We start from the raw sequence: 23,581 nt of genomic DNA, 5'->3' as shown, positions 1-23,581 counted from the left end.
AGCGTCTCGACGAGTGCCGTCGTGTAGCGCCGGCGATCAGCCGGCTAGCGAGTCGATGACGGCCCGTCGGACGCTCTCTTGAGTCGAAGGCGACAGGCCAAAGAGCACGCGTCCACAAGCGCTGGCATGGTCTCGGTACTCGGAATACTCGGGTTGCTGTTCGTCGTCGCCCTCCACACGCTCATCGCGGCGGTGATGACCCGGTTCTTCCGCCTCCGGCTCGAGACGACCTGGGGAACCGCCGGCTACGTCGCGTTCCTCATTCCCGTGGCGCTTTTCATCTCCACGCTGGTTCTGACCGGCCCGCTCGGCCTCGGCGTCGACCTCGGGAGTTCCGCCGTGGTCCTCGCGCTGCTCGTGCTGCTTCCGCTCTCGCTGGGAGCGACGATCGACGTGCTGTACGTCGAGCATCCGGAGGAGTACGAGCTGCCCGAGCCAGCCGAGTAGCGACTGGCACTGCTCCCGATCCGCTCAGGCGTCCGATTCGACCAGGTTGTCGATCGCGTTCTCGACGTGGTCGATGACGACCTCGGGCGACTGCGTCGCGTCGACGCGCACGAACCGCTCCGGCTCCGCGCTGACGAGCCGCTCGTAGTTCTCCTTGACGGCCTCGAGGTGAGCCCGCTGCTCGAACTTGTTCGTCGCGCCAGACCGCTCGACGGCGGTCTCCACGTCGAGGTCGAGGTAGATCGTCGCGTCCGGCGGACGGGTGAACGCCTGGTGGATCCCGCGGATGTACTCCAGGGGCCGGTCGAGGTCCGTCTCCGCGAGCGTCGCCGCCTGATACGCGTATCGGGAGTCGGAGTAGCGGTCCGAGATGACGAGCTCGTCGTTCGCCAGCGCAGGCTCGATAGTGTCCGCGAGGTGGGCCGCGTGGTCGGCCGTGTAGAGGAACAGCTCCGCGAGCGGGTCGGCGTCGTCGGTTTCGATCGACCGATAGACCGCCTCGCCGTACCACGTGTCCGTCGGCTCGCGGGTGAAGACCGCGTCCGGATGCGAGGAGTGGAGGGCCTCCCAGACGGTGGTTTTCCCGCTCCCGTCGAGCCCCTCAAGCGTGATCAGCATATAGCAGTCCTGGCTCGCGGGCGGACATAAGCGACCGGGTTCCACGCTGGTCGCGGCGTCCTCCACGCTGGTCGCGGCGTCCTCCACGCTCGTCGCCAGGGACACGGTGTCCGCCTCCCCGACGCCGATTACCGCGGTACCTTTAGGGAGGATCCGCCCGAACGAGGGAATATGGACGTGCTAGTCGCGGGCGGAACGGGGTTCATCGGGTCGTATCTGTGTCGCGAACTGGCCGACCGCGGTCACGACGTGACCGCGCTGTCGCGCTCGCCGGAGGACACCCCGGAGGGCGTCGAAGCCGCGATCGGCGACGTCACGGCGTACGATTCGATCGCGCAGACCGTCGAGGGCCGTGACGCGGTCGTCAACCTCGTCGCGCTCTCGCCCCTGTTCGAGCCGAAGGGCGGCAACGAGATGCACGACGTCGTCCACCGCGGCGGCACCGAGAACCTCGTTCGCGCGGCCGAAGAGGGCGGCGTCGACCGCTTCCTCCAGATGAGCGCGCTCGGCGCCGACCCCGACGGTGCGACTCACTACATCCGCTCGAAGGGACGAGCCGAGGAGATCGTCCGCGACAGCGACCTCGGCTGGACGATCGTTCGCCCTTCGGTCGTCTTCGGCGAGGGCGGCGAGTTCGTCTCCTTCACCAAACGGCTGAAGAAGCTGTTCGCACCCGGCGTACCGGTCTACCCGCTGCCGGGCGGCGGCAAGACGCGGTTCCAGCCGATCCACGTCGAGGACCTCGCGCCGATGCTCGCCGACGCCGTCAGCGAGGACGAACACGTCGAGGAGACGTACGAGCTCGGCGGCCCGGAACAGCTCACGCTCCGCGAGGTGACGAACCTCGTGTACGAGGGCGAGGGGAAGAACGTCAAGATCGTGTCGCTCCCGATGACGATGGCGAAGATCGGGCTCACGACGCTCAGCGTCGTCCCCGGCTTCCCGATGGGGCCCGACCAGTTCCGCTCGTTGAAGTTCGACAACACGACCGACGACAACGACGTCGACGCGTTCGGCGTCGAGGAGTCGGAGTTGACGGCGCTCGGTGAGTACCTCGGCGTCGAGTAGGCGGCGGGACCGACCGAACGGTGAACTCGGCGACCTCGGGTGACCCCCGGGCGACCTCGGGTGATCTCGGGCGAACCCCGGCGACCCCCGGGCGCCATCAGGCGACATCTGGCAACGTCAGGCGACCCCGAGTGACGTCGGGACGCGGGCGCGTCAGACGATCCGCGAGAAGCGACCGTTTCCGCGTCATATTCCGGTCGAAAACCCCGTATCCGTTCGGGAATTGTCCGTTTCAGGGACAGCCTGAAGACGTCGTCGCGAGAGCCCCGAGCCGGCTCATCGCGGCTCCTTCTCGGTGTTCGAGCGGTGAGGTCGTGTTTCTCCTCCGTTCACCCCATCACAAGGCTTTTATCCGGCTTCCCACTCTTTTCTTCGCAAGAACAACTGGGGAACTCATGAAACTGGCAATGATCGGCTTCGGCCAAGCGGGCGGAAAGATCGTCGACAAATTCCTCGAGTACGACAAGCGGACGGGCTCGGAGATCGTCCGGGCTGCGACCGCGGTCAACACCGCGAAAGCGGACCTGATGGGACTGGAGCACATCCCGGAGGACCAGCGCGTACTCATCGGGCAATCTCGCGTCAAAGGGCACGGCGTCGGTGCGGACAACGAGCTCGGCGCCGAGATCGCGGAGGAGGACATCGACGAAGTACAGGGCGCTATCGACTCGATCCCGGTCCACGAGGTGGACGCGTTCCTCGTCGTGGCCGGGCTCGGTGGTGGCACGGGCTCCGGTGGGGCGCCGGTGCTCGCGAAACACCTCAAGCGCATCTACACGGAACCGGTCTACGGACTGGGCGTCCTGCCGGGCAGCGACGAAGGTGGCATCTACACTCTCAACGCGGCGCGCTCGTTCCAGACCTTTGTGGGTGAGGTGGACAACCTGATGGTGTTCGACAACGACGCCTGGCGGAAGACGGGCGAGTCCGTCCAGGGCGGCTACGAGGAGATCAACGAGGAGATCGTCCGCCGCTTCGGCATCCTCTTCGGCGCTGGCGAGGTCAGCGAGGGTCAGGAGGTCGCCGAGAGCGTCGTCGACTCCTCCGAGATCATCAACACCCTCTCCGGCGGCGGCGTCTCCACCGTCGGCTACGCGGAGGAGGAGGTCGAGGAGCAGTCCTCGAGCGGGCTCCTCTCGCGGCTCCGCGGCGACGAGGGCGAGGACGAGCTCGACACCGCACACACGACGAACCGGATCACGAGCCTCGTGCGCAAGGCGGCGCTCGGCCGCCTCACGCTGCCGTGTGAGATCGAGGGTGCGGAGCGCGCGCTGCTCGTCCTTTCCGGCCCGCCGCAGTACCTCAACCGGAAGGGCATAGAGCGCGGGCGGAAGTGGCTCGAAGAGCAGACGGGCTCGATGGAGGTCCGCGGTGGCGACTACCCGTACAAGGGGTCCGGCTTCGTCGCCTCCGTCATCCTGCTCGCCGGCGTGACGAACGTTCCGCGCATCAAGGAGCTCCAGCAGGTCGCCATCGAGGCGCAGGACAACCTCGACGAGATCCGCGAGGAGAGCGAGGACAACCTCGACGAACTCGTCAACGACGACGAAGACGAGCTGGAATCGCTGTTCTAACCGGCTCGTCGATGGACGTTCTGGTACCGTTTTCGGCGACGCGCCCGAAGACCCGTCTCTCCGACACGCTCACCCCCGACGAGCGGCGCGAGTTCGCGCGGACGATGCTCGACGACGTCCTCGCGGCCGTCGCCGACGCGGGCGGCACAGCCCACGTACTCGCGACAGAAGCCGTCGACGTCGACGTCCAGGTCACGGTCGACGACCGCGCGTTGACGACCGCGGTCAACGACGCCCTCGAGGAAGCTCACCCCATCGCCGTCGTGATGAGCGACCTCGCACTGGCGACGCCGCGAACGCTCTCAACACTGTTCGCGACCGATGGCGACGTCGTCATCGCCCCCGGTCGCGGCGGCGGGACGAACGCGCTCGTCGTCCGGGCCCCGGAGTTCGAGGTCGATTACCACGGCGCCTCCTATCGCGACCACCTCGACCGCGCGGCCGCGGTGGACGCGACCGTCCGGGAGTTCGACTCCCATCGGCTCGCGACCGACGTCGACGAGCGGGCCGACCTCGCGGAGCTCCTCCTGCACGGCGAGGGCGCAGCCCGCGACTGGCTCGTCGACGCCGGCGTCGAGCTGGCGGTCGACGAGGGCCGCGTCGGCGTCGAGCGGGACCGACGTCGCTGAGGTCGCCGGCGTCGGCGATGTCGCTGACGCTGCTGGCGTCGCCGCCGCCGGCGACCGGCCGAAGCGACGAACCCCGGAGAGAGTGATACCCTTTTGAGGGTCGCCGAACGACCCACAGCCGTGTTCCCCGACGCGGCGACGTACGACGTCGACATCGAGGTCGCCGAGGCCGACGTGGAGCGATTGCTCTCGGTTCGGCCGACCGACGTCGACAGCCAGCCAGCGCTCACCTTCGCGCGGAACGTCTTCCTCCCGCTGACGACCGCCTGCCGGTACACCTGTACCTACTGCACGTACTACGACGTGCCCGGTGAGGCGAGCCTGATGACCCCCGAGGAGATCCGCGAGCAGTGTCGGATCGGCGCCGACGCCGGCTGCACGGAAGCGCTGTTCACCTTCGGTGACAAGCCCGACGAACGATACACCGAGATTCACCGGCAGCTCGACGAGTGGGGCTTCGACTCGATCACCGACTACCTCTACCGCGCCTGCGAGATCGCCTTAGCGGAGGGGCTCCTCCCGCACTCGAACCCGGGCGACCTCACGGAGTCGGAGTTCGCGTCGCTTCGCGAGGTGAACGCCTCTATGGGTGTGATGCTCGAGACGACGGCCGACGTCGACGCCCACAGCGGCGGCCGGCGCAAGACGCCCGGCCAGCGGCTCAACACGATCCGCGCGGCCGGCCGGCAGGGCGTCCCGTTCACCACCGGGATCCTCGTCGGCATCGGCGAGGACTGGCGCGACCGCGCGGAGAGCCTGCTGGCGATCCGCGATCTCCACGAGCGCTACGGCCACGTCCAGGAGGTGATAGTTCAGAACGTCGTGCCGAACGAGCGCTCCGACTTCGAGCAACCGGATCTGGCGACGATGCGCCGCGTCGTCGCGATGGCGCGTGCGGCACTGCCCGAATCGGTCTCCGTCCAGGTCCCACCGAACCTCTCGCCGGCCGTTGAACTCGTCGACTGCGGCATCGACGACCTCGGCGGCGTCTCGCCGGTCACTGACGACTACATCAACCCGGAGTACGAGTGGCCCGCACTCGAGGAACTGCACGAGGTCGCCGATGCCGGAAACCTTCCCATCTTCGAGCGACTCCCGACCTACGACCGATATCTCCCGGGCGACCTCCGCCGAGACGGCGTCGACGCGGCTCCCGCTCCGGCGAACCGCGACGACTGGATCCCGGAGGCCGTGCGTGAGCGGATAGCCCGCGACGACGTCCATGGTGAGCGCCTGCGTGCAGTGGCGCAGCGCAACGGCCCGCTGTCGGCCGAGCCGTCGCCTCGGTGACGGAGAAGCCCGTTCGGAGTCGTGCCGTCCCGTTCGCTCAGCCGGAAGCTCCAAATCCCCACGACGCAGTGGTACAACCAATGCATCCCTCACAGTGGCGAACGTACCTCGTCACCCAACAGAGCATCTCGGCCGGTCGCGACACGGAGGACGTCGTCGAGGCGGCTCTCGACGGCGGCGTCGACGCCGTCCAGCTTCGTGAGAAGGATCTGGACGCCCGGACCCGCTACCACATGGGCAAGCGACTGCGCGAGCTCACCACCGAGGCCGATGCGGCCCTGATCGTCAACGACCGGATCGACCTGGCCGCGGCCGTCGACGCCGACGGCGTCCACCTCGGCCAGTCGGACCTGCCGGTCGAGGTCGCTCGCGAGCAGCTCGGCGACGACGCGATCGTCGGCTGCTCGACGTCGACCGTTCGCGAAGCGGAGATCGCGGAAGCCGCCGGTGCCGACTACCTCGGCGTCGGCGCCGTTTACGGGACGTCCTCGAAGGACGTCGACGCCGCGAAGGACGGCATCGGCACGGACCGGATTCGCGCCATCGCTGAGGCGGTCGACGTCCCGGTGATCGGCATCGGCGGCATCGACCCGTCGAACGCGGCGCCCGTCGTCGAGGCGGGAGCGACGGGCGTCGCCGTCATCTCGGCGATCACCGCCGCCGAGGACCCGGAAGCTGCGGCGGCGAAGCTCTCGGAGGTGGTCTCGCGTGCGTACTGATCTCTCCCGGTCGGAGATGGAGTCGGTGCTGTCCGCCGTCGCCGACGCGAGCCCGCTCGTCCAGCACCTCACGAACGAGGTGACGATGCGGGAAACGGCGAACGTCACGCTCCACTGGGGCGGCCTGCCGGTGATGGCGGACGCCAAAGCGGAAGCCGGCGAGATGGCGACCGGCGCGGACGCGGTGCTCATCAACACCGGACGGATGACGGAGGACGAGCTCGACGCGATGGTCGCCGCGGGCAAGGGCGCGAACGAGGCCGGCGTCCCGGTCGTCCTCGACCCGGTGGGCTACGGGGCGACGGAGTTCCGGGTCGCGGCTAACCAGCGGATCCTCCGCGACGTCGACGTCTCCCTGATAAAGGGGAACTACGGCGAGGTGAGCGGCCTCGCCGGCGACGCCGCACAGATCCGGGGCGTGGAGTCGGTCGGCGACCATGCGGAGGTCGCGGCCTCGGCCCGCGCGCTGGCCGAGGAGACCGGTGCGACCGTCGTTGCGTCCGGCGAGACGGACGTCGTCGCGGACGCCGACGGCGACGCCTGGAAGTTGGCGGTCGGCCACGCCCGCATGGCCACGTTCGTCGGGACGGGCTGCATGCTCGGGAGCACGCTGGCGACGTTCCTCGGCGGGCTGGACGTGGGCGAGGGTCCCGCAGAGAGTCCGACGGAGGCGGCGCTGTTCGCGGTCGCCGCCTTCGGGCTGGCGGGTGAACGCGCGGCCGACGCCGACGTGTCCGGGCCGGCGAGTTACCGGACGGCGTTCATGGACGAGGTGGCCTACGTCGCGTCCGAGCAGCCGCTGCTGGACGTCTCCGGACGACTGGTCCCGATATCGGATTAACAGGCGACACGTGCGTCGGCTCAGCTGGTCGGCGGAGCCGACCGGGCCGCGCGGCGCCGTGTCGCACACCCGCCTCCCGCCGCGCGGTGACTCGATAGCGCACGGGGCGTCTGGCTCGGTATCGGTTAAAAGGGTACGCGTAGAAGCCCGACCACTTTCGGACGACTACCGGGTCGCCTTCTTCCACTCACGGAGACCGAGCCGGCCGCCGTTTAATTCCTCGGCCGGGGCCTCGGTGATGGCCCAGCGGAACAGCGGGGCGACGGACTCGGGGTCACGGGCGTTCTCCTTGCCGGTGAGGTCGGTGGCGACGAGGCCGGGGTCGACGACGCCGACGGTCGCGTCCACGTCGGCCGCGAAGCCGCAGGCGACGGCTTCCGCGCCGGCCTTGGAGACGGCGTACGACCCCATGCCGGAGAGCGATTCCGTGGCCGCGGAGCCGGAGGGGACGACGACTCTCGCGTCGTCGGCCAGGTGTGGGAGGGCCTCGGTGATCGTCGCGAAGACGCCGCGGACGTTCGTTCGCAGCGTGTCGTCGAAGCTCGCGTAGGACTCCTCGTCGATGGGCATCTCGCCGGGCTCGCCGTGGCTGAGGGCGGCATTGGCGACGACGGCGTCGATCGGGCCGGCCTCCCGGGCGGCGAGCTCGAGGAACCGCTCGACCTCGAACTCGTCGCGAACGTCGGCACGCATGCCCCAGGCGTCACCACCGCTGTCGGTCTTGGCGGCGGCCTCGCGGAGCGCGTCGACGGCGGCCTCGACGACGGTCCCGTCCCGTCCGCAGATGGCGACGAACGCGCCGGCCTCGACGAACTCCCGGGCGACGGCCCGACCGAGGCCGCGCGTCCCTCCCGTGATCACGACCGTGTGGTCCATGGGGTTGCTTACAGGGTCCCCGACTTAGTGGTATCCGTCCCGGCGCGCGAGGGACATTTATCAGCCTTCGGCCCTACCCACGCCTATGGACGCGGCCCCGGACGTCGACGCTGTGGCCGGCGAATCCGTCGTCGTTATCGGCGGCGGGTTCGGCGGCCTCTCGACCGCCTGTTACCTGGCCGATGCGGGGGCGGACGTCACCCTTCTCGAGAAGAACGAACAGCTCGGCGGGCGCGCGAGTCGACTGGAGGTCGACGGCTTCAGCTTCGACATGGGCCCGTCGTGGTACCTGATGCCCGACGTCTTCGAGCGCTTCTTCGACCACTTCGGCCGGGAGCCGAGCGACTACTACACGCTCTCGCACCTGGACCCGCACTACCGCGTCTTCTGGAAGGACGGCGACCAGGTGGACGTCGTCAAGGACCTGGAAGCGAACAAGGAGCTCTTCGAGTCCTACGAGCCCGGCGCCGCGGAGGCGCTGACGGCGTACCTCGAGAAGTCCGAGCGGAACTACAACGTCGGGATGGAGCACTTCGTTTACGAGGACCGCCCGAACCTGCGCGACTACGTCGACCTCGACGTGCTCCGGCACTCCTACGGACTCTCCTTGCTCGGTAACATGCAGGGCCACGTCGAGGACTACTTCGACCACCCGAAGCTCCAGCAGCTGATGCAGTACTCGCTGGTGTTCCTCGGCGGCTCCCCGACGAACACGCCCGCGCTGTACAACCTGATGAGCCACGTCGATTTCAACATGGGCGTCTGGTACCCCGACGGCGGCATCGGCGCCGTCGTCGACGGCATCGTCCAGATGGGCGCGGAGCTCGGCGTCGACTACGTGACGGACGCCGAGGTGACCGCCATCGAGGGGCGTCGGGGGGGCTTCGCGGTCGACACCGCCGACGGCCGGCGGTTCACGAGCGACCTCGTCGTCTCCGACGCCGACTACGCCCACACCGAGCAGGAACTGCTCCCGCCGAAGAAGCGCCAGTACACCGAGGCGTACTGGGAGTCGCGGACTTACGCGCCCTCCGCGTTCCTGCTGTACCTGGGCGTCGAGGGCGACGTCGAAGAGCTGGCTCACCACACCCTCGTCCTGCCGACCGAGTGGCAGCAGCACTTCGACCAGATCTTCGAGGAGCCCGCGTGGCCGGACGACCCCGCCTACTACCTCTGTGTCCCGTCGAAGACGGACGACAGCGTCGCCCCCGACGGGCACAGCAACCTCTTCGCGCTTGTGCCTATCGCGCCCGGGCTGGAGGATACCCCGGAGATCCGCGAGTCGTACCGCGAGACGGTGCTCGACGACATCGCGGAGAACACCGGCACCGACCTCCGGGACCGCATCGTGGTCGAGGAGACGTTCAGCGTCGACGACTTCGCGGACCGCTACAACAGCTACAAGGGCTCCGCGCTGGGGCTCGCGCACACGCTCCGCCAGACCTCGCTGCTCCGCCCGCCGCACCGCTCGGACGCCGTCGACGGGCTCTACTTCACGGGGTCGACGACGACGCCCGGCATCGGCGTCCCGATGTGTCTCATCAGCGGCCAGCTCACCGCCGAGTCGATCGCCGAGCACCTCGCCGAATGATCGTCGCCGACGCTGACCTGCACGCCCTGCTGTCATGACGGAACACACGGCCCAGCCACCAACTGTCCTCGACCGCCTCCGGTACCTGCTGGTGCTGTCGCGGCCGCGGTTCTGGCTCTACCTGGCTGGGCCGGTCGTCGTCGGCGTCGTCTACGCCGCGACGACGGTCCCGGAACTGTTCGGACCGAGCGCCGTCGCGCTCGCAGCCTACTTCCTGCTGCCGGCGAACGTGCTCCTCTACGGCGTCAACGACGTCTTCGACGCCGACGTCGACGCGGTGAACCCGAAGAAGGGGACGAAGGAGGCCCGCTGGCAGGGGGACCGGCTCGTCGCCGCGGCCATCGTCGTCGCCGGCGCGCTCGGCGTCGGGACGTTCCTCGTCACGCCGCCGGTCGCGTGGCCGTACCTCGTCGGGTTCTTCGTCCTCGGCATCGGGTATAGCGCGCCGCCGCTCCGATTTAAAACGACGCCCGTTGCCGACTCCGTCTCGAACGGACTGTACATCCTCCCGGGCGCGGCCGCCTACGCCGCCGTCGCCGGCGCGCACCCGCCGCTTCTCGCGCTCGTCGGCGCCTGGCTCTGGACGATGGCGATGCACACGTTCTCGGCGATCCCGGACCTCGAACCGGACCGCGCGGCCGGGATCCGAACGACGGCGACGTGGCTCGGCGAGCGCCGGACGTACGCGTACTGCGTCGCCTGCTGGACCGCGGCCGCCGCGGCGTTCGCGCTCGTCGACCCGCGGTTCCTGCTCGCGTTCGGGATCTATCCCCCCTTCGTCGCCTGGGTCGCCAGCGGGACCGTCGCCGTCGACCGGGCCTACTGGTGGTTCCCGGCGCTGAATACCGCCGTCGGCGCCGCGCTGTCGATCGCGGGGCTCTGGCGGATCGTCCCGGGCTGGGGGGTGGTCTGACCGTGGACGACTCCGCCGGCGGTGGCAGCCCGGAACCGGCCCGCAGCTGGGCCGAGCTCCGCGCCGCGCTCCCGGCGAACAGGGGCGAACTGGAAGCGACACTGGAGGGGGTCGTTACCGAGAACCGGTTCACCATCGCGGTGCTGTTCCCGCTCGTCGGTGCCGTCTCGCTCGTCGCGAGCGCGGAGGGGTTCCTCCCCGGGCCGCTGGCCTTCAACCCCTGGTTCCTGCTCGTCGGCGTCGCCGTCATGCGCGCGCCGCTCGTGGTCGGCGTCCTCCCGCTAGTCGACCGGCGCGCGCTCTCGTGGATCGGCCTCCTGACGGCGTACACCTACGCCATCGAGTACGTCGGCGTCCGGACTGGGTGGCCCTACGGCTTCTTCGAGTACGGCGTGTCGCTGGGCCCGATGCTCGGCGGGGTGCCCGTGGCGCTGCCGCTCTTCTTCCTTCCCATCGTCGCGAACGCCTACCTGCTGTGTCTCCTCCTGCTCGGCGCGCACGCGGCCCGGGCGCTGGTTCGACTGGCCGTCGTCGCCGCCGTCGTGGTGACGATGGACGTCGTGCTCGACCCGGGCGCCGTCGACCTCGGCTTCTGGTGGTACGCGGCCGGCGGCGAGTTCCACGGCGTCCCGCTCTCGAACTACGCGGGCTGGGTGCTGTCGGCCTCGATCGCGACCGTCGCGTTCGACCGGGCCTTCGACCACGCGACCCTGACGCAGCGGCTCGAGACCTGCGCGTTCCTGCTCGACGACATGGTAAGCTTCGTGCTGCTGTGGGGCGGGATCAACCTCTGGTTCGGCAACTACGTGCCCGCGCTCGTCGCCGTCGCGTTCGGCGTCGGGCTGGTCCGCGCGGACCGGTTCGACGCCGCGCTCCTGACGGACTGGCGGCGGTAGCTGCTTAAAAACCCGGGCGGTGACTACACGTCGACGGAGCGCGTGACCCAGCCGGTCGCCCCGGAAGGGAACGAATCCGTCTCCTCCTTCGGCTGGACGGTGCCGTCCGGCTCGATGGCCCGCACGGTGACCTCGTGTGGCGAGTCGGCCTGGTACTCGAAGCACCACATGCGCCAGGCGTCCTCCGCGACGCTCTCGATGGGCGACGCGTCCCCGTCGCTGTTCCCGTCGCTGTTCCCGTCGCCATCCCCATCGACGGCGGGAACCGACCCTGGCAGCCTGTCGGAGAGCGTCGCCTCCGCCCACGTCTCCCCGCCGTCCCGGGAGAGCTCGACGCGGTCGATCCCGCGGACGCCGGCGTAGGCGTGGCCGCCGACGACTACCGTGCCGTCGTCGCTCGTCTCGATGCTGTGGAGCTTGGCGATCGTCTCGACGGGGCCGGTGCCCGCCCAGCCCCGCTCCTCCCAGTAGCCCGTCGCGGGCTCCTCGCGGATCTCGATCCGGGAGAGCCACTTCACGTTGATCTCGCCCCAGTGACCCGGGATGAGCGCGCGGGCCGGATGGCCGTGGCCGCGCGGGAGCACTTTCCCGTTCATCCCCCACGCGAGGAAGCCGTTCGCGAGCGCCTCGCGGGGGAACGCCTGGTAGTAGCCGTCCTCGGCCTCGAGGAAGACGCAGCAGCTCTCGGGGGCGTCCGCCTCTTCGAGCAGGTCGTCGATGGGGACGCCGGTCCACAGCGCCGTGTCCATCGTGTACCCGTTCAGCTCGTCGCTGACGCACCGGAGCGTGACGAAGCGGTGCTGCGCCTCCCGGGCGCGCAGTTCCTCGTAGTCGATCGTGAGCGGCGAGGCATCGCCCTCGATCGTGAGGCTCCACTCCTCGCGGTCGACGACCGGCGTCGAGGTGTTGATGTCGACCTGGTAGAAGTCCTCGGAGACGAGCGGTTCGAGTCCGGGGACGTCGATGGAGCGCTCGTCGGCAGCCTGGAGCATGGCCTCGACGTTTGCGTCGCTGATCGACGCCGAGTCGGGATCGACGGCGTCCGGTCGCGGTGCGAGGAAGTAGCCGGCGCCGATGGCCGCCGCCGCGGTGCCGACCGACTTGAGCACGCCGCGCCGACTCGGGATGGACTCCCGGTCCGTCACGGCCGCCCCGGCGAGCGCGACCGTCAGCCCGCCGGCGAATCCCGCGGCCACCGAGGAGAGGGGATTGATCGTCAGCGCGAACGTCACCGCGGCCTGGAGGAAGCCGACCGCGAACAGCGAGTCGGGTCGCTTGCGGTGCAGCCGGTCCGCGGCGACCGTCGCGCCGGCCGCGATGCCGGTGAACACGAGGACTGACGTGGCGACGGCGCCCGCGACGAGCAGCGGGCGACCGTACTTCCCGAGGGTCACGATCCCCCACGCGAGCAGGCCATCCGGGGAGAGGTACAGCAGCGTCGCGGCGAGGGCCGTGACGACGAAGGTGGGGCCGCGCCCCGCGACGAGGAACGAGCCCGCGACCGCCGCGACGCCGGAGGCGACGAACACTGCCGCGAGGCGAAGTCGCCGCCGCGTTACCGCGCCGCGCGCGCCGGGGAGGGTGAGCATACCCATTGTAAGTGTTTGCCACACAAAAGCGGTCCCCCGGCAATTGCCGAACGTTGCGGGTCCGTGAGCGGCCGTCCGCTGTCACCCGCGATTACGTTCGGCATGCGGGGACAGTCCCGGTCGCCGACCGCTCGCCCCTATAAATGGAGATGGTCGTCGACGTCAGGGCCACCACTCCGCATGTCGGGAAAGTCCCAGCCGCAAATACGGCGACGTTTAAGACGATAGCCACGCAACCAACCCAGTACATGGAAACGGGCGACGACTCGGCTGCCGAAGCACCCGCCAACGGCGACGAGACGGACGCCGAGAGCGACGCCGTCGTCGAGACGAACAAGGGGCGCCCGTGCCCGCTCTGTGGCGCGTCGATGCACCATCGTCACTGCAAGTACGTCTGTCCGGAACACGGGGTCGTCTACGACTGTAGCGACACGTTCTACTGACCGATACACCCGCCCATAACCCACCGGGGATCCGCCCGCAGTCGCTCGACATTCTCGCCGGCGACGCGTCGCCGCAAGGCATAATCGAGGGAACTGTTATGGTGCCACAACCACTAGGATCGGTCAGCTATGAGCGGCCACTGTTCCGCCCGCAAACCGGCGATTTCGGGGGCCACATGATCGACGACGACCAGGTCGCTCGCGGGAAGCGGATCCAGCAACGGACGGGGCGCACCTTCCACCTCGCGACGCGACTCCTCCCGGAACGCATCCGCCACCCGACCTACGTCCTCTACGGGTTCTTCCGCGTGGCGGACGAGGTCGTCGACGCCGAGGAGACGGGGACTCCCGAGGAGCAGCGCGCGGAGCTGGAGCGCTTGCGCGAGGCCGCACTGGGCCGGGCCGAGACGGACGACCCCGTCCTCGACGCGTTCGCGACGGTCCAGACGGAGCGCGGCATCGACGAGGCCGACGTCCACGCGTTCGTCGACGCGATGCAGTCCGACATCGAGCGGGACCGCTACGAGACGTTCGCGGAGCTTCGGGCGTACATGGACGGCTCCGCGGCCGCGGTCGGCCGGATGATGACTGCGCTGATGGACCCCGCCGACCCCGAGCGCGCGCTCCCGCACGCGACGGCGCTGGGCGAGGCGTTCCAGCTGACGAACTTCCTGCGCGACGTGCGCGAGGATGCCGTCGAACTCGACAGGGTGTACCTGCCCGAGGAGGTCCTCCGCGAACACGACGTCGACCCCGAGCAGATCCTCGCCCTGGAGTTCGACGAGCGGGTCGAGGCCGCGATGCGGTCGCTGCTCGCCCGCACGGAGGCGCTATACCGCGAAGGGGTCGCCGGCATCAAGTTCCTCCCCGAGGACTGCCAGCTCGCCGTGCTGTTCGCGGCGGTACTGTACGCCGACCACCATCGGCTCATCCGGAACCGCGGCTACGACACCGTCACCACGACGCCGGAGCTGGGCACCGCACGGTCGGTCTGGCTGTACCTGCGGACGCGCTGGCACTGGCGCTGGTCCGGCGACCCCGAGACCGTGTTCCGGAAGGTCGTCACCGGCTTCGAGTCCGACCAGCGGAGCGAGCATACCCACGGTCAGCACACCGCGACGGGGACCGACTCGTAACCGTCGAGCCGTGTTCGGGGGGCAGCGCCCACGACGCCTTTTACTGCGCCACCGGTGTACTGCCCCCATGGAAACGCACATCGTCCCGGTCGGCTTCGACTACGACCGGCTCATCGCCCCGCTCATCCGGGACCAGTTCGACGTCGACCGGGTGATCCTGCTGGAGGGAACCGTCGGCAGCGAGGCCAACGTCGAGTACTCCCGGGACATCACGACCAAACTCGAGAAGGACTTCCGGAACCTCCTCGGCGCGGAGACGGTCCGGGAGCGCATCGACGACGTCTACGACTACGACGCGGCGTTCGAACGCGCGTTCGACCTCATCAACGCGGAGCTCGACGCCGGCACCACCGACTCCGGCGGGGAGAACGCGGACAGCGAGGAGGCCGAGCCGGCCGAGCGCGACGTCTGGGTGAACGTCTGCTCGATGCCGCGGCCCGTCTCCTTCGCGTTCGCGACGGCGGCCCACTCCATCATGGTCGAGCGCCAGGCGGACCGGGATCGCATCCACACCTACTACACGGCCCCCGAGAAGTACCTCGAGACCGAGCTCGCCGAGGAGCTGCGCGCGAGCCAGCGACTCCTGCAGGACCTCCTCGAGCAGGCCGACGGCGAGGTGAGCGACGTCGTCGACTCCGAGGTCGTCGAGGGCGGCGTCGACCGCGAACGCGTCGAGGAGCGACTCACCAGCACGACCACGTTGCTGGAGGAGTTCGACGAGCGCGGGACGACCATCGGCGCGAAGAAGTTCGGCGACAACCACATCATCGAGCTCCCGGTCGCCTCCTTCCAGAACGTGAAGCCGTTCGAGGAGCTCATCCTCTTCGTCCTCGGTGAGTACGGCGAGTTCGACTCCGTCTCCGAGCTGGCCGAGACCCTCGCCGACGAGCTCAACGAGGAGTACACCGACTCCTTCCGCTCGAAGGTGATCTACAACGTCGACCGACTGGGCCCCGGCGGGAAGGGGTACATCGAGCAGGAGGAGCGCGGGAAGTCCTACCGGACGAAGCTCTCCCGCATCGGCGAGCTCTGGGTCCGGGCGCACACCGGCCGGGACGGGCAGGACGGCCAGTACCGGCTCGATCGAGGCGGGCAGTAGTCGACGGCCTCGCCGGACGAGCAGTAGTCGGCGGCCTCGACGGACGGGCAGTAGTCAGCGACCGCGTCGGCGTCAATCCCAGCCGAAGCCCGACAGCGACGCCGCCGGAAGCGGGCTCTCCGGGAACGGCGGCGCGCGGTCGGGATCGTTGAACTCCCGCGGGGCGACGTCGTTGGGCGCGTCGGCGTACAGCAGCGACGCGAGGATCTGTATCTGGTCGCGGCCGACGCCGAGCTCGAACTGGCCGCCGCCGTACAGCTGTATCCCCTCCTGCTCGCAGTACTCGACCGTCTCGAGCAGCGACTCGACGGACCCGAACCGCGAGGGCTTCACGTTACACCAGCCCGGGTCGATGGGGAGGTCCTGGAGGCTCTCGACGCCCGTGACCGGGTAGTCGAAGGCGATCCGGTCCGCCTCGGATTCGAGGATTTCGCGGGTCTCGGGAGCGACGTCCGGGTCCTCGATGACCGTCTTTGGGAAGGCGTCGACGACGAGTTCGTACAGCTCCGGGTCGGTCGGGACGTCGACGTCGGTCCCCTGATAGAAGCCCTTGAGATCGACGACGCGGACGGCGTCGGTGTCCGCGAGCGCGGTGACGAGGTCGCCGGTCCACTCGGGGGTCGGGTCGAGCTTGAACTCCCGCGCGGGGTCGTCAGCGAGCAACGACTCGACGCGCTCGGGCGTCGGGGGGTCCCCGAGGCGCGTGGAGACGACGAACCGGACGGGGTCCGGGTCGCGGTCGAGGACCTCCCCGAGGTCGGTGTCGGCCTGCCGGAGCGCCAGATCGAGCGCGGCGCTCTCGTAGGCCCACCGGCGGTAGTGGCGGGCGTGCTCGCGTCCGGGCGCAGCCTCCGGAAAGAGATCGGTCTCCGCGAGGTGGTCGGAGAACTCCCCGAACGTCCACCCTCCGGCGAGGTCGAAGGCCCCGAGCTCCAGCGTCGCGAGCGCCTCGTGGGCTTCCACCTCGTAGGCGACGTCCTCGCCGCGGCCGACGGCTTCGTCGCCGACGAGCGACACCTCGGTCGTGACGCGCTCGAACCCGCTCGTCGTGTCCGAGCGACGTTGCGCACGCTCCTCGCGCTCGATCGTCAACGGGAGATCGGCGACCGCGTCGTACAGACTCATCGGATGGATCGTCGGCCGGGATTCGGAAAAGGTCGGTGGCGAGATCGCCCTGCCGGGGACGCCTCGACGGAACTACCCCCAGCCGAGCGCGTCGCGTTCGGCCTTCTTCGCGCGCGTCGCGAGCAGGAGGAACAGCGGGGCGACCGTCAGCACGACCGCGCCCGCCGCCGCGACCTGCAGGACCGTCGAGGTGAACCACGGCACGGAATCGGCGAACGGCAGCGACGTGTGTGTCACGTTTCCGGTCGGCGGCACGAAGTAGTCGAACAGCAGATCGACGGTGTACCACGCGGTCGCGACGCCCACGGCGCGAAGCGGGAAGTCGCTGATGCGGTAGAGCAGGAACGCCTGTAGCGACATCGCGACGTGGCTCCAGAACAGGAAGAGGAACATCGGCCAGGGCGTGTACTCGAGGAAGCCCGGCGCGAAGGCGACGAGGACGTACGGCGTCCACAGCCCGAGCTTGATGTTCCCGATGAACGCCAGCGACGAGAGGTAGTCGTTCGGGCGCCCGAGCGCCCACGCCGCGAGCGCGAGCGCGACGAACAGCGTCGCCGCCGGCGAATCCGGCACGAAGGCCCACAGCTCCGGCGTGATGCGCGCGAACTGATGGCGGTAGTACCAGAAGCCGAACGCCGTGCCCCCGAGGTTAATCGCCACGATGAGCCAGACGTACCGGAGCGCGAACGCCTCGAGCCACGCCGGCAACGGCGCGAGCCAGGCCGGCAGGGGATCGCGGTCCGGGAGATCAGTCGGCGTCCCGCGAGGTGGGTTAGTCGTCGCCGCTGTGGCGTCGCCGTCCGCGACGTCCGTCCCCGCGATGGTGTCGCTTTCGTCCGCGTCGGAGCCCACTTCTGCGGTCCCCCGATTCATACACGTCGGTGGGTGTGGCGTCACTAAGCGATGGCGGTCCCGATTAGTGCGGAACCGTTGTTGAGATGTTGGTCACGCCGAACCTACTGTGGCGGGGGAAATTTGGGACTGTTCAGCCATCGTCGCGAGCCACACCACTCGGCACACGTAGTGACCCCCAGCCGCTGAAGCGGTCGCCTTCTGCGTGGTTGATTCGGTTGTCGTCGCTTGCTGTACCACTCAGCATGCCCAGAAAGCCCCAGCCGCTGAGCGGTCGCGCTGCTCGCTGCGCTCCTCACCCGGCTCGCTCCCTCCGGTCGCTCGCCGGGATTGCGGTGCTAGCGTCGCAGGGCGTCCCGCGCAGCGGCTGCCCCTTTCAGTCCCACCCGGGAGCGGTGGCCGGGCGTCGCGCGCGGCGGTTGGTCCGCGGTCGACGTTCGCCGGCTGGTCGGCGTGCGGTGCGGGGCGGCCGGCGCGCGCGAGCAACGCGTGCGAGGGAGGCCGGCGCCGAGGCGGTGCGGTCCCGGCGCCGGCCGAGGCTGGGGAGGGTTGAGGCCTGCGGTAGCTGGGCGGTGCTGTCGCGGTCGCGGTCCTGGCGGACTGAAAGGGCGATGGCCGGTCGCGCCGAAGGGGAGTCGCTGAGCCGACCCCTATCCGCGCCGGGCGGTGCGGAGAGGCGCGGATATGTCGCTCAGCGACCGCGAGCGGCCGAGGGCTTTCTGGGTGTTTGCGGTGCTGCCCAGTGCAGCAGCGGCTGCACCTGCGCTTTCGGTTTATGAATAAGAGCGGTTGAGGGCTATCATGCTGTAGAGGCGGAGCGTACCAGCGCCTGTACCTGGACAGCTCCTTTATAAGAAAGCGACTGAGACCGGGCTAATCCTCATCCGACCCTCGCCATTCGAACGAAATCGAAGCCAGTGGACGAAAAGGGCTATGGGCACCGGGCGGATACGTCGGCACATGCGATTCCGTTACGTGATCGCGCTGCTCCTGCTCATTCCGCTCGCCGACGCGCTGTTCCTCGTCGTCGTCGCGGACCACCTTGGGTGGCAGCTGACGGTCGCGCTCGTCGTGCTTACGGCGATCCTCGGCATGCTGCTCGTCAGGGCGGAGGGGCGTCACACCCTCCGGCGCATCCAGCGCAAGCTCGGGCAGGGGTCGCCGCCGACCGACGAACTGCTCGACGGCGCGCTGCTCATCGCGGCGGGCGCGTTCCTGCTCACCCCGGGACTCGTCACGGACACCATCGGATTCCTCCTGGCGCTCCCGCTCACGCGAGTCCCGATCCGGGCCGGCCTCAAGCGCTTCGTGGTCGTTCCCTACGTCGACAAACGGACCGGCGGCTTCGCCACCGGCAACGTCTGGGTCGGCGGCTTCCCCGGCGGCGACGACGGGTTCGACGGGTTCGACGACGGCGGGTTCGGGCCGGGTGGTCCCGGCGGGCCCGGCGGTCCTGGCGGACCTGGTGGCGCAGGGGATTCGGGTGGCTCGGCCGGTTCAGGCGGTTCACCCGGTTCCGAGGGCTCCGAAAGCTCCGGATCCGACGGCGGCTCGTCCGAAACGGACGACGTCGTCGACGTCGACTACACGGTCGAGGAGCGCGACGCGAACTGAGTCGGCGGCGGCGATTTTCGCACTGAAGTGATACGCACAGCGTCGGAATCGGCTCCGTCTCGTGGGTCGCTACCGTGGGGAAAACCGACAGACGCCGCCGTGGTGCCGAAAGGAAACGCTTAAACTCCTACCCCGGCAACCAATAATTGCGCTCACCTGGGCCAATAGCTCAGTCAGGTTGAGCGCTCGGCTGATAACCGGGAGGTCCACGGTTCAAATCCGTGTTGGCCCACCTACTTCCCTGGCCTTCGTTGGCCGGGGAGAATTGGTGGCCTGGTACTCCCCAGCCATCCAATTTCGTTCCGTCTGTTACTCACCGAGAGACGTGTCTGTAGTTCCGGCGTGAAGTTCGCGTCACGAGAGGCGTCGCCGAGGTGGGTGTGGAATCCGGAATCGGACCGCGAAGCCGACGAAGCGTTCGCTCGCAGCTCGCGGCGTCAGTCAGCCTCCTCGTGGAACAGCGAAACCAGGAACTGCGTCGACCGCTTCTTCTCACCCGCGGGCACGTAGACGAACGGAATGGGCGTGTCGAACGCGCGCTCGCCGTACAGCCCCCAGTCGCCGACGGAGCGCGTCGTGCCGCCGTAGGCGATGGGGATGTCCCGGAGCTGTCCGGGCTCGTACTCGGGGACGTACGAGCGCTCGATCCACACCTCGTGGGGCGGGACGCCGAGCTCGGCCGCGAGGGTTTCCTCCAGCCGCTCGTCGTTGGCGACGAGCCACTCGCCGAAGGCGTCGAGGTCGGCGTCGACGCGGTCCGCGAACGCGATCCGGTGTTTCCAGCACGTCTTCGGGAACTCGCGGGCCCGGAAACGGTCGTACAGGTCGGCGAGCGTCGACTTCGGGTGCTCGCTTGCGGTGACGCGGAGCCGCTCCATCAGGGTGCTGTCGTCGATTTCGCCGTCGAGGATCTGGTCGATGGTCACCGGTGGGGCCTCGCGGAGGGCGTCCAGCTCGTCGAGCATCGCCCGGAGCAGGACGTTCGCGTACACCGACTTGTGGTGCTGGGTCACCCACATGTACAGCGCGATGCGCCCCTCGAGGTAGTTGCCGATGACGCTGAGCGCCTTCTCGGAGAGCGCGAGCCCCTCGGTCGGGTGAGCCGTGTAGGCGTCGACCATCCGGTGGGTGTCGAAGCTCAGCACGTCCGCGCCCGTCATCTGGTTGTCGCGCGTGATGTAGTCGAGGCGGTCGACGTCGATGGGCGAGGAGAGCAGCTGCGCGCCGAGCCCGAACTGCCAGGGGCCGCCGCGCTCGAAGACGAGGCTGTAGCCGAGCATGTACGCGCACACCTCGTAGGGGTTGGCGCCGAGGTCCCAGAGGGGTTTCCGGAACTCGCGGAGGACGATGAGACAACCCAACAGCTCGTGCGCGCTCGACTCCCGGAGCGGCGCCTCGCCGATGCCGGCGTCCACGAACTCGTCGACGAGCCCGCGGTCGTCGAGTCGGTCGTAGAGCTCCTCGGTGTCCAGGAAGCGCTCCGCAAGGTGAGAGAACGGCGGGTGGCCGATATCGTGGAGGAGACACGCACATTCGAGCGTACGCTGGATCTCGTCGAGCTCCTTCGCGTCGGTGTTGCGCGTGAAGTACGGCTCCTCGCGCAGGTTCTCGAACACCGTGCGACCGAGGTGGTAGACGCCGAGGCTGTGCTCGAAGCGCGTGTGGTTCGCGCCCGGATAGACGAGGTGCGTCGCCGAGAGCTGCCGGACGTACCGCATGCGCTGGAACGCGCGCGTGTCGACGATGCGGTCGACGAGGGGCTGGTCGAGTTCGATGTAGCCGTGAACGGGGTCCTTGATCTGGGTCGTCATGAGCTGTCGATGGGCGCGCCGGACCAGGCTGGCCCGCGCGGCAGCAGCGTTGTCCAACGTCGCCGCCGAAGCATGGTCGGTGTTTCGGTCCTCGACCCGAATGCGTTTTGGGTGGTCTCGGCGGACGCCAGCGGTCGGTCGCGGGCGACGGGTTTCGGCCGAATTTCCTTTGTGGTCGTCCGCGGAACTACACCCAGAGGCTATCTCAGCATGAGTGATACCGGTGACGACGAAGTTCAGCTGTGGCTCGTCGAGCGAACGTACTCGGACGACGAGCAGAACCTGATCATTCTCACGTACGCGACGACGGACGGGCAGCAGTACTATCGCAAGGAGCGGGCGCTAACCTCCTTCAGCGACGTTCGCGAGACGACGGCGGCGACGAGCGAGCCCTCGGGGTCGCTGGGGACGGTCGAGGACGAAGCGATGCGGGAACAGTACGCGGCCGAGGCGAAGCGGATGGCCGAGATGCACGACCCGGACGACGTCATCTAACTCGGGCAACGGGGACGGAAAGAGTACCGTCGCCGGTGGGTAGCCGTCGGCTGGCGCGGTTCCCGCGCTCTATCGGAAAAAACGGAACTTTAATGCGCGAATCGCTGCGATACCCAACTACGAATGCTCCCACTGCAGCTCGTCGACAGTTTCCTGCTGCCCTACCACCTGGGGCACGTCCTGCTGCTCGCGTTCGTCATGTCCACCCTGGGTGCGCTACCGTTGAAGAACCAGCGGGTCATCGCGGTCAACATCACCCTCTTCGGCGTCATCTTCATGGTCGCCCCGTTCAGCGCGATGACGCCCCCGTACGTCCTCCTCGGGATCGCGCTGGTCGTCATCGGCCCGCTGCTGTGGACGACCGCGGAAGCCTGACCGAAGGAAACTGCGTCGAACAAACCCTTTTTGCCCGCACGTCGCCACCTGCGACACATGATCACGGTTCGGGCGCCGGCGACCAGCGCCAACCTCGGGAGCGGTTTCGACGTCTTCGGTGCGGCGCTGGCGAGTCCGGCCGACGTCGTCCGCGTCGAGAAGGCCGAACGCACCACCATCGACGTTACTGGCGTCGGCTCCCAGTTCATTCCGGAAGACCCGGACGGCAACACCGTCGGCGCCGTCGCCGAGGAACTGGACGCGCCCGCGCACATCCAGATCGACAAGGGCGTCCGGCCGGCGTCGGGGCTCGGCTCCTCCGCCGCCAGCGCGGCCGCGGCCGCCGTCGCGCTGAACGAGCTGTACGACCGCGGCTACACCCGCGAGGAGCTCGTCCCCGTCGCCGCCGAGGGCGAGGCCGTCGTCTCCGGCGTCGCGCACGCGGACAACGTCGCTCCGGCCATCATGGGCGGGTTCACCGTCACGACCGGCACCGGCACGAACGCCGTCGACGCCGAGGTCCCCCTCGTCGCCTGCCTCCCGGACATCGCCGTCTCCACCCGGGACGCGCGCCGGGTCGTCCCCGACGAAGCAACGATGGACCAGCTGGTCGAGACCGTCGGCAACGCCGCGACGCTCACCATCGGGATGTGTCGCTCGGACCCCGAGCTGGTTGGCGTCGGCATGGAGGACTCCGTCGTCACGCCCGCCCGCGCGGAGCTCATCACCGGTTACCACGACGTCCGCGACGCCGCCCTGGAGGCCGGCGCGAAAGGCGTCACCGTGAGCGGCGCCGGCCCGGCGATCCTCGCTGCGTGCGAGGCCGACGATAGACGTACGATCGCGGCCGCGATGGTCGACGCCTTCGCGAACGAGGGCGTGGAGTCGCGCGCGTACCAGACGCGGATCGGCGAAGGCGCGACGATTCTGTGAGGTCGGTTTTGTCGGTGTCACTCTTTTAAATCCGTTTTCGGATTTCCCGATCGTGAGTGGAACTACTTGTCACTGCCCGAAGATTCCTGTCGGAGTAGCGCTCGCGGTATCGGGTTGATCGGGCATTGTCGCCGGCGACACCACTCAGCATGCCTAGAAAGCCCCAGCCGCTGAGCGCTCGTGTTTATAAATGAGGTTGGCTATCCTCGCGAGCGCCACCACTCGGCACACCCAGAAAGCCCCAGCCGCTGAGGCGGTCGCGCTGCTCGCTGCGCTCCTCACCCGGCTCGCTCACTGCGTTCGCTCGCCGGGTTGTGGTGCTTACTTCGCAGGGCGTCCCGCTCAGCGGCTGCCCCTTTCAGTCCCACCCCGGAGTGGTGGCCGGGGCCGCGCGCGACGGTTGGATGGCTGCCGACGCGCGCCGGCCGTCCGGCTTGCGTTGCTGTGGCGGTCGGCGCGCGCGAGTAACGCGTGCGAGGGAGGGCGGGGCGCGCCGGCGCGGTGCGGTCCCGGCGCGCCCCGGCCGAGGCTGGGGAGGACTGAGGAATGCGGTTGCTGTGCGGTGCTGCTGCGGTTGCGGTCGCTGTGCAGTCGCGGTTGCGGTCGCTGTGCAGTCGCGGTTGCGGTCGCTGTGCAGTCGCGGTTGC

The 23,581-nt window shown here is 68.9% G+C and carries 23 protein-coding genes and 1 tRNA gene; 18 read left to right on the top strand and 6 right to left on the bottom strand.

The features are described from left to right. The first annotated feature begins 126 nt into the window (after positions 1-126). A complete protein-coding gene (locus ACQE3M_RS16155; RefSeq protein WP_430506552.1) occupies positions 127-447 on the top strand; it encodes a hypothetical protein in 321 nt (106 codons plus the stop codon). A gap of 24 nt (positions 448-471) precedes the next feature. Here ACQE3M_RS16155 and tmk read toward each other — a convergent pair whose 3' ends face one another. Next, the gene (gene tmk, locus ACQE3M_RS16150; protein WP_430506551.1) at positions 472-1,065 is read right to left on the bottom strand and encodes a dTMP kinase; all 594 of its coding nucleotides are present in this window, start codon (positions 1,063-1,065) and stop codon (positions 472-474) included. 171 nt (positions 1,066-1,236) lie between these two features. Here tmk and ACQE3M_RS16145 point away from each other — a divergent pair, with 171 nt between their 5' ends. The 6 genes from ACQE3M_RS16145 to thiM all read left to right on the top strand — a co-directional run bounded on the left by ACQE3M_RS16145 (position 1,237) and on the right by thiM (position 7,186). Further along, positions 1,237-2,133, top strand: a complete 897-nt coding sequence (locus ACQE3M_RS16145) for a complex I NDUFA9 subunit family protein (protein WP_430506550.1) — start codon at positions 1,237-1,239, stop codon at positions 2,131-2,133. 395 nt (positions 2,134-2,528) lie between these two features. After that, complete coding sequence (locus ACQE3M_RS16140) at positions 2,529-3,707, top strand: tubulin/FtsZ family protein (protein WP_430506549.1); 1,179 nt, start codon at positions 2,529-2,531, stop codon at positions 3,705-3,707. Between the two features lie 11 nt (positions 3,708-3,718). Beyond that, the gene (gene cofC / locus ACQE3M_RS16135) at positions 3,719-4,336 is read left to right on the top strand and encodes a 2-phospho-L-lactate guanylyltransferase (protein ID WP_430506548.1); all 618 of its coding nucleotides are present in this window, start codon (positions 3,719-3,721) and stop codon (positions 4,334-4,336) included. A 120-nt stretch (positions 4,337-4,456) separates the two neighbouring features. Beyond that, positions 4,457-5,626, top strand: coding sequence for a 7,8-didemethyl-8-hydroxy-5-deazariboflavin synthase subunit CofG (cofG, locus tag ACQE3M_RS16130; RefSeq protein WP_430506547.1), 1,170 nt, complete (start codon positions 4,457-4,459; stop codon positions 5,624-5,626). A gap of 80 nt (positions 5,627-5,706) precedes the next feature. After that, positions 5,707-6,345, top strand: a complete 639-nt coding sequence (gene thiE, locus ACQE3M_RS16125) for a thiamine phosphate synthase (RefSeq protein WP_430506546.1) — start codon at positions 5,707-5,709, stop codon at positions 6,343-6,345. A gap of 16 nt (positions 6,346-6,361) precedes the next feature. Then, on the top strand, positions 6,362-7,186 hold the full coding sequence (gene thiM, locus ACQE3M_RS16120; protein WP_430506562.1) for a hydroxyethylthiazole kinase: 825 nt from the start codon (positions 6,362-6,364) through the stop codon (positions 7,184-7,186). Positions 7,187-7,351: 165 nt separating this feature from the next. On the opposite strand, the gene ACQE3M_RS16115 is transcribed toward thiM, so the two are convergent. Beyond that, positions 7,352-8,062 carry an SDR family oxidoreductase gene (locus ACQE3M_RS16115; RefSeq protein ID WP_430506545.1) on the bottom strand — a complete coding sequence of 237 codons (711 nt, stop codon included), beginning with the start codon at positions 8,060-8,062 and terminating at the stop codon, positions 7,352-7,354. 85 nt (positions 8,063-8,147) lie between these two features. Between ACQE3M_RS16115 and ACQE3M_RS16110 the strand changes: the two genes are divergently transcribed. The 3 genes from ACQE3M_RS16110 to cruF are packed head-to-tail and all read left to right on the top strand — an operon-like array spanning position 8,148 to position 11,462. Then, positions 8,148-9,653: a phytoene desaturase family protein gene (locus tag ACQE3M_RS16110; protein WP_430506544.1), complete on the top strand. Its 1,506-nt coding sequence runs from the start codon at positions 8,148-8,150 to the stop codon at positions 9,651-9,653. A 34-nt stretch (positions 9,654-9,687) separates the two neighbouring features. Further along, positions 9,688-10,566, top strand: coding sequence for a prenyltransferase (locus ACQE3M_RS16105; protein ID WP_430506543.1), 879 nt, complete (start codon positions 9,688-9,690; stop codon positions 10,564-10,566). 2 nt (positions 10,567-10,568) lie between these two features. Then, on the top strand, positions 10,569-11,462 hold the full coding sequence (cruF, locus tag ACQE3M_RS16100; RefSeq protein ID WP_430506542.1) for a bisanhydrobacterioruberin hydratase: 894 nt from the start codon (positions 10,569-10,571) through the stop codon (positions 11,460-11,462). Positions 11,463-11,485: 23 nt separating this feature from the next. On the opposite strand, the gene ACQE3M_RS16095 is transcribed toward cruF, so the two are convergent. Beyond that, a complete protein-coding gene (locus tag ACQE3M_RS16095; RefSeq protein WP_430506541.1) occupies positions 11,486-13,051 on the bottom strand; it encodes a molybdopterin-dependent oxidoreductase in 1,566 nt (521 codons plus the stop codon). A gap of 248 nt (positions 13,052-13,299) precedes the next feature. Between ACQE3M_RS16095 and ACQE3M_RS16090 the strand changes: the two genes are divergently transcribed. The 3 genes from ACQE3M_RS16090 to ACQE3M_RS16080 all read left to right on the top strand — a co-directional run bounded on the left by ACQE3M_RS16090 (position 13,300) and on the right by ACQE3M_RS16080 (position 15,729). After that, positions 13,300-13,494, top strand: coding sequence for an HVO_2523 family zinc finger protein (locus ACQE3M_RS16090; RefSeq protein WP_430506540.1), 195 nt, complete (start codon positions 13,300-13,302; stop codon positions 13,492-13,494). A 176-nt stretch (positions 13,495-13,670) separates the two neighbouring features. After that, positions 13,671-14,630 (top strand): phytoene/squalene synthase family protein, encoded by a 960-nt coding sequence (locus ACQE3M_RS16085; RefSeq protein ID WP_430506539.1) that lies wholly within the window; start codon positions 13,671-13,673, stop codon positions 14,628-14,630. A 67-nt stretch (positions 14,631-14,697) separates the two neighbouring features. Further along, on the top strand, positions 14,698-15,729 hold the full coding sequence (locus tag ACQE3M_RS16080; RefSeq protein WP_430506538.1) for an HFX_2341 family transcriptional regulator: 1,032 nt from the start codon (positions 14,698-14,700) through the stop codon (positions 15,727-15,729). A 72-nt stretch (positions 15,730-15,801) separates the two neighbouring features. Here the strand turns inward: ACQE3M_RS16080 and ACQE3M_RS16075 are convergent, their stop codons facing one another. Continuing rightward, entirely contained in the window at positions 15,802-16,854 is a 1,053-nt protein-coding gene (locus ACQE3M_RS16075) for an enolase-like domain-containing protein (RefSeq protein ID WP_430506537.1), read from the bottom strand. Positions 16,855-16,926: 72 nt separating this feature from the next. Further along, entirely contained in the window at positions 16,927-17,727 is an 801-nt protein-coding gene (locus tag ACQE3M_RS16070) for a DUF1405 domain-containing protein (RefSeq protein ID WP_430506536.1), read from the bottom strand. A gap of 939 nt (positions 17,728-18,666) precedes the next feature. Between ACQE3M_RS16070 and ACQE3M_RS16065 the strand changes: the two genes are divergently transcribed. Then, on the top strand, positions 18,667-19,320 hold the full coding sequence (locus tag ACQE3M_RS16065; protein WP_430506535.1) for an FxsA family protein: 654 nt from the start codon (positions 18,667-18,669) through the stop codon (positions 19,318-19,320). A gap of 158 nt (positions 19,321-19,478) precedes the next feature. Then, a tRNA-Ile gene (locus tag ACQE3M_RS16060) sits at positions 19,479-19,552 on the top strand. A 205-nt stretch (positions 19,553-19,757) separates the two neighbouring features. Here the strand turns inward: ACQE3M_RS16060 and ACQE3M_RS16055 are convergent. Continuing rightward, a complete protein-coding gene (locus tag ACQE3M_RS16055) occupies positions 19,758-21,131 on the bottom strand; it encodes an HD domain-containing protein (RefSeq protein WP_430506534.1) in 1,374 nt (457 codons plus the stop codon). Between the two features lie 210 nt (positions 21,132-21,341). Between ACQE3M_RS16055 and ACQE3M_RS16050 the strand changes: the two genes are divergently transcribed. The 3 genes from ACQE3M_RS16050 to ACQE3M_RS16040 all read left to right on the top strand — a co-directional run bounded on the left by ACQE3M_RS16050 (position 21,342) and on the right by ACQE3M_RS16040 (position 22,934). After that, complete coding sequence (locus ACQE3M_RS16050; protein ID WP_430506533.1) at positions 21,342-21,626, top strand: DUF7967 family protein; 285 nt, start codon at positions 21,342-21,344, stop codon at positions 21,624-21,626. Positions 21,627-21,749: 123 nt separating this feature from the next. Then, on the top strand, positions 21,750-22,001 hold the full coding sequence (locus ACQE3M_RS16045) for a hypothetical protein (RefSeq protein ID WP_430506532.1): 252 nt from the start codon (positions 21,750-21,752) through the stop codon (positions 21,999-22,001). A gap of 57 nt (positions 22,002-22,058) precedes the next feature. Then, on the top strand, positions 22,059-22,934 hold the full coding sequence (locus tag ACQE3M_RS16040) for a homoserine kinase (protein ID WP_430506531.1): 876 nt from the start codon (positions 22,059-22,061) through the stop codon (positions 22,932-22,934). Positions 22,935-23,581 lie beyond the last annotated feature (647 nt).

The sequence above is a fragment of the Halosubterraneus shenae genome, assembly GCF_050510935.1.
In the GTDB taxonomy this organism is placed as follows: Archaea; Halobacteriota; Halobacteria; order Halobacteriales; family Haloferacaceae; genus JBDGPU01.
The sequence above is the reverse complement of the archived record's forward strand: the minus strand, read 5'-3'. Positions and strand labels throughout refer to the sequence as shown.

What these genes read in the sequence shown, in the direction of transcription:
- ACQE3M_RS16155 (WP_430506552.1), top strand. Translation starts at nt 127, where the DNA reads ATGGTCTCGGTACTCGGAATACTCGGGTTGCTGTTCGTCGTCGCCCTC.
- tmk (WP_430506551.1), bottom strand. Translation starts at nt 1,065, where the DNA reads ATGCTGATCACGCTTGAGGGGCTCGACGGGAGCGGGAAAACCACCGTC.
- ACQE3M_RS16145 (WP_430506550.1), top strand. Translation starts at nt 1,237, where the DNA reads ATGGACGTGCTAGTCGCGGGCGGAACGGGGTTCATCGGGTCGTATCTG.
- ACQE3M_RS16140 (WP_430506549.1), top strand. Translation starts at nt 2,529, where the DNA reads ATGAAACTGGCAATGATCGGCTTCGGCCAAGCGGGCGGAAAGATCGTC.
- cofC (WP_430506548.1), top strand. Translation starts at nt 3,719, where the DNA reads ATGGACGTTCTGGTACCGTTTTCGGCGACGCGCCCGAAGACCCGTCTC.
- thiE (WP_430506546.1), top strand. Translation starts at nt 5,707, where the DNA reads ATGCATCCCTCACAGTGGCGAACGTACCTCGTCACCCAACAGAGCATC.
- thiM (WP_430506562.1), top strand. Translation starts at nt 6,362, where the DNA reads ATGGAGTCGGTGCTGTCCGCCGTCGCCGACGCGAGCCCGCTCGTCCAG.
- ACQE3M_RS16115 (WP_430506545.1), bottom strand. Translation starts at nt 8,062, where the DNA reads ATGGACCACACGGTCGTGATCACGGGAGGGACGCGCGGCCTCGGTCGG.
- ACQE3M_RS16110 (WP_430506544.1), top strand. Translation starts at nt 8,148, where the DNA reads ATGGACGCGGCCCCGGACGTCGACGCTGTGGCCGGCGAATCCGTCGTC.
- ACQE3M_RS16105 (WP_430506543.1), top strand. Translation starts at nt 9,688, where the DNA reads ATGACGGAACACACGGCCCAGCCACCAACTGTCCTCGACCGCCTCCGG.
- ACQE3M_RS16095 (WP_430506541.1), bottom strand. Translation starts at nt 13,051, where the DNA reads ATGCTCACCCTCCCCGGCGCGCGCGGCGCGGTAACGCGGCGGCGACTT.
- ACQE3M_RS16090 (WP_430506540.1), top strand. Translation starts at nt 13,300, where the DNA reads ATGGAAACGGGCGACGACTCGGCTGCCGAAGCACCCGCCAACGGCGAC.
- ACQE3M_RS16085 (WP_430506539.1), top strand. Translation starts at nt 13,671, where the DNA reads ATGATCGACGACGACCAGGTCGCTCGCGGGAAGCGGATCCAGCAACGG.
- ACQE3M_RS16080 (WP_430506538.1), top strand. Translation starts at nt 14,698, where the DNA reads ATGGAAACGCACATCGTCCCGGTCGGCTTCGACTACGACCGGCTCATC.
- ACQE3M_RS16075 (WP_430506537.1), bottom strand. Translation starts at nt 16,854, where the DNA reads ATGAGTCTGTACGACGCGGTCGCCGATCTCCCGTTGACGATCGAGCGC.
- ACQE3M_RS16070 (WP_430506536.1), bottom strand. Translation starts at nt 17,727, where the DNA reads ATGAATCGGGGGACCGCAGAAGTGGGCTCCGACGCGGACGAAAGCGAC.
- ACQE3M_RS16065 (WP_430506535.1), top strand. Translation starts at nt 18,667, where the DNA reads ATGCGATTCCGTTACGTGATCGCGCTGCTCCTGCTCATTCCGCTCGCC.
- ACQE3M_RS16055 (WP_430506534.1), bottom strand. Translation starts at nt 21,131, where the DNA reads ATGACGACCCAGATCAAGGACCCCGTTCACGGCTACATCGAACTCGAC.
- ACQE3M_RS16050 (WP_430506533.1), top strand. Translation starts at nt 21,342, where the DNA reads ATGAGTGATACCGGTGACGACGAAGTTCAGCTGTGGCTCGTCGAGCGA.
- ACQE3M_RS16045 (WP_430506532.1), top strand. Translation starts at nt 21,750, where the DNA reads ATGCTCCCACTGCAGCTCGTCGACAGTTTCCTGCTGCCCTACCACCTG.
- ACQE3M_RS16040 (WP_430506531.1), top strand. Translation starts at nt 22,059, where the DNA reads ATGATCACGGTTCGGGCGCCGGCGACCAGCGCCAACCTCGGGAGCGGT.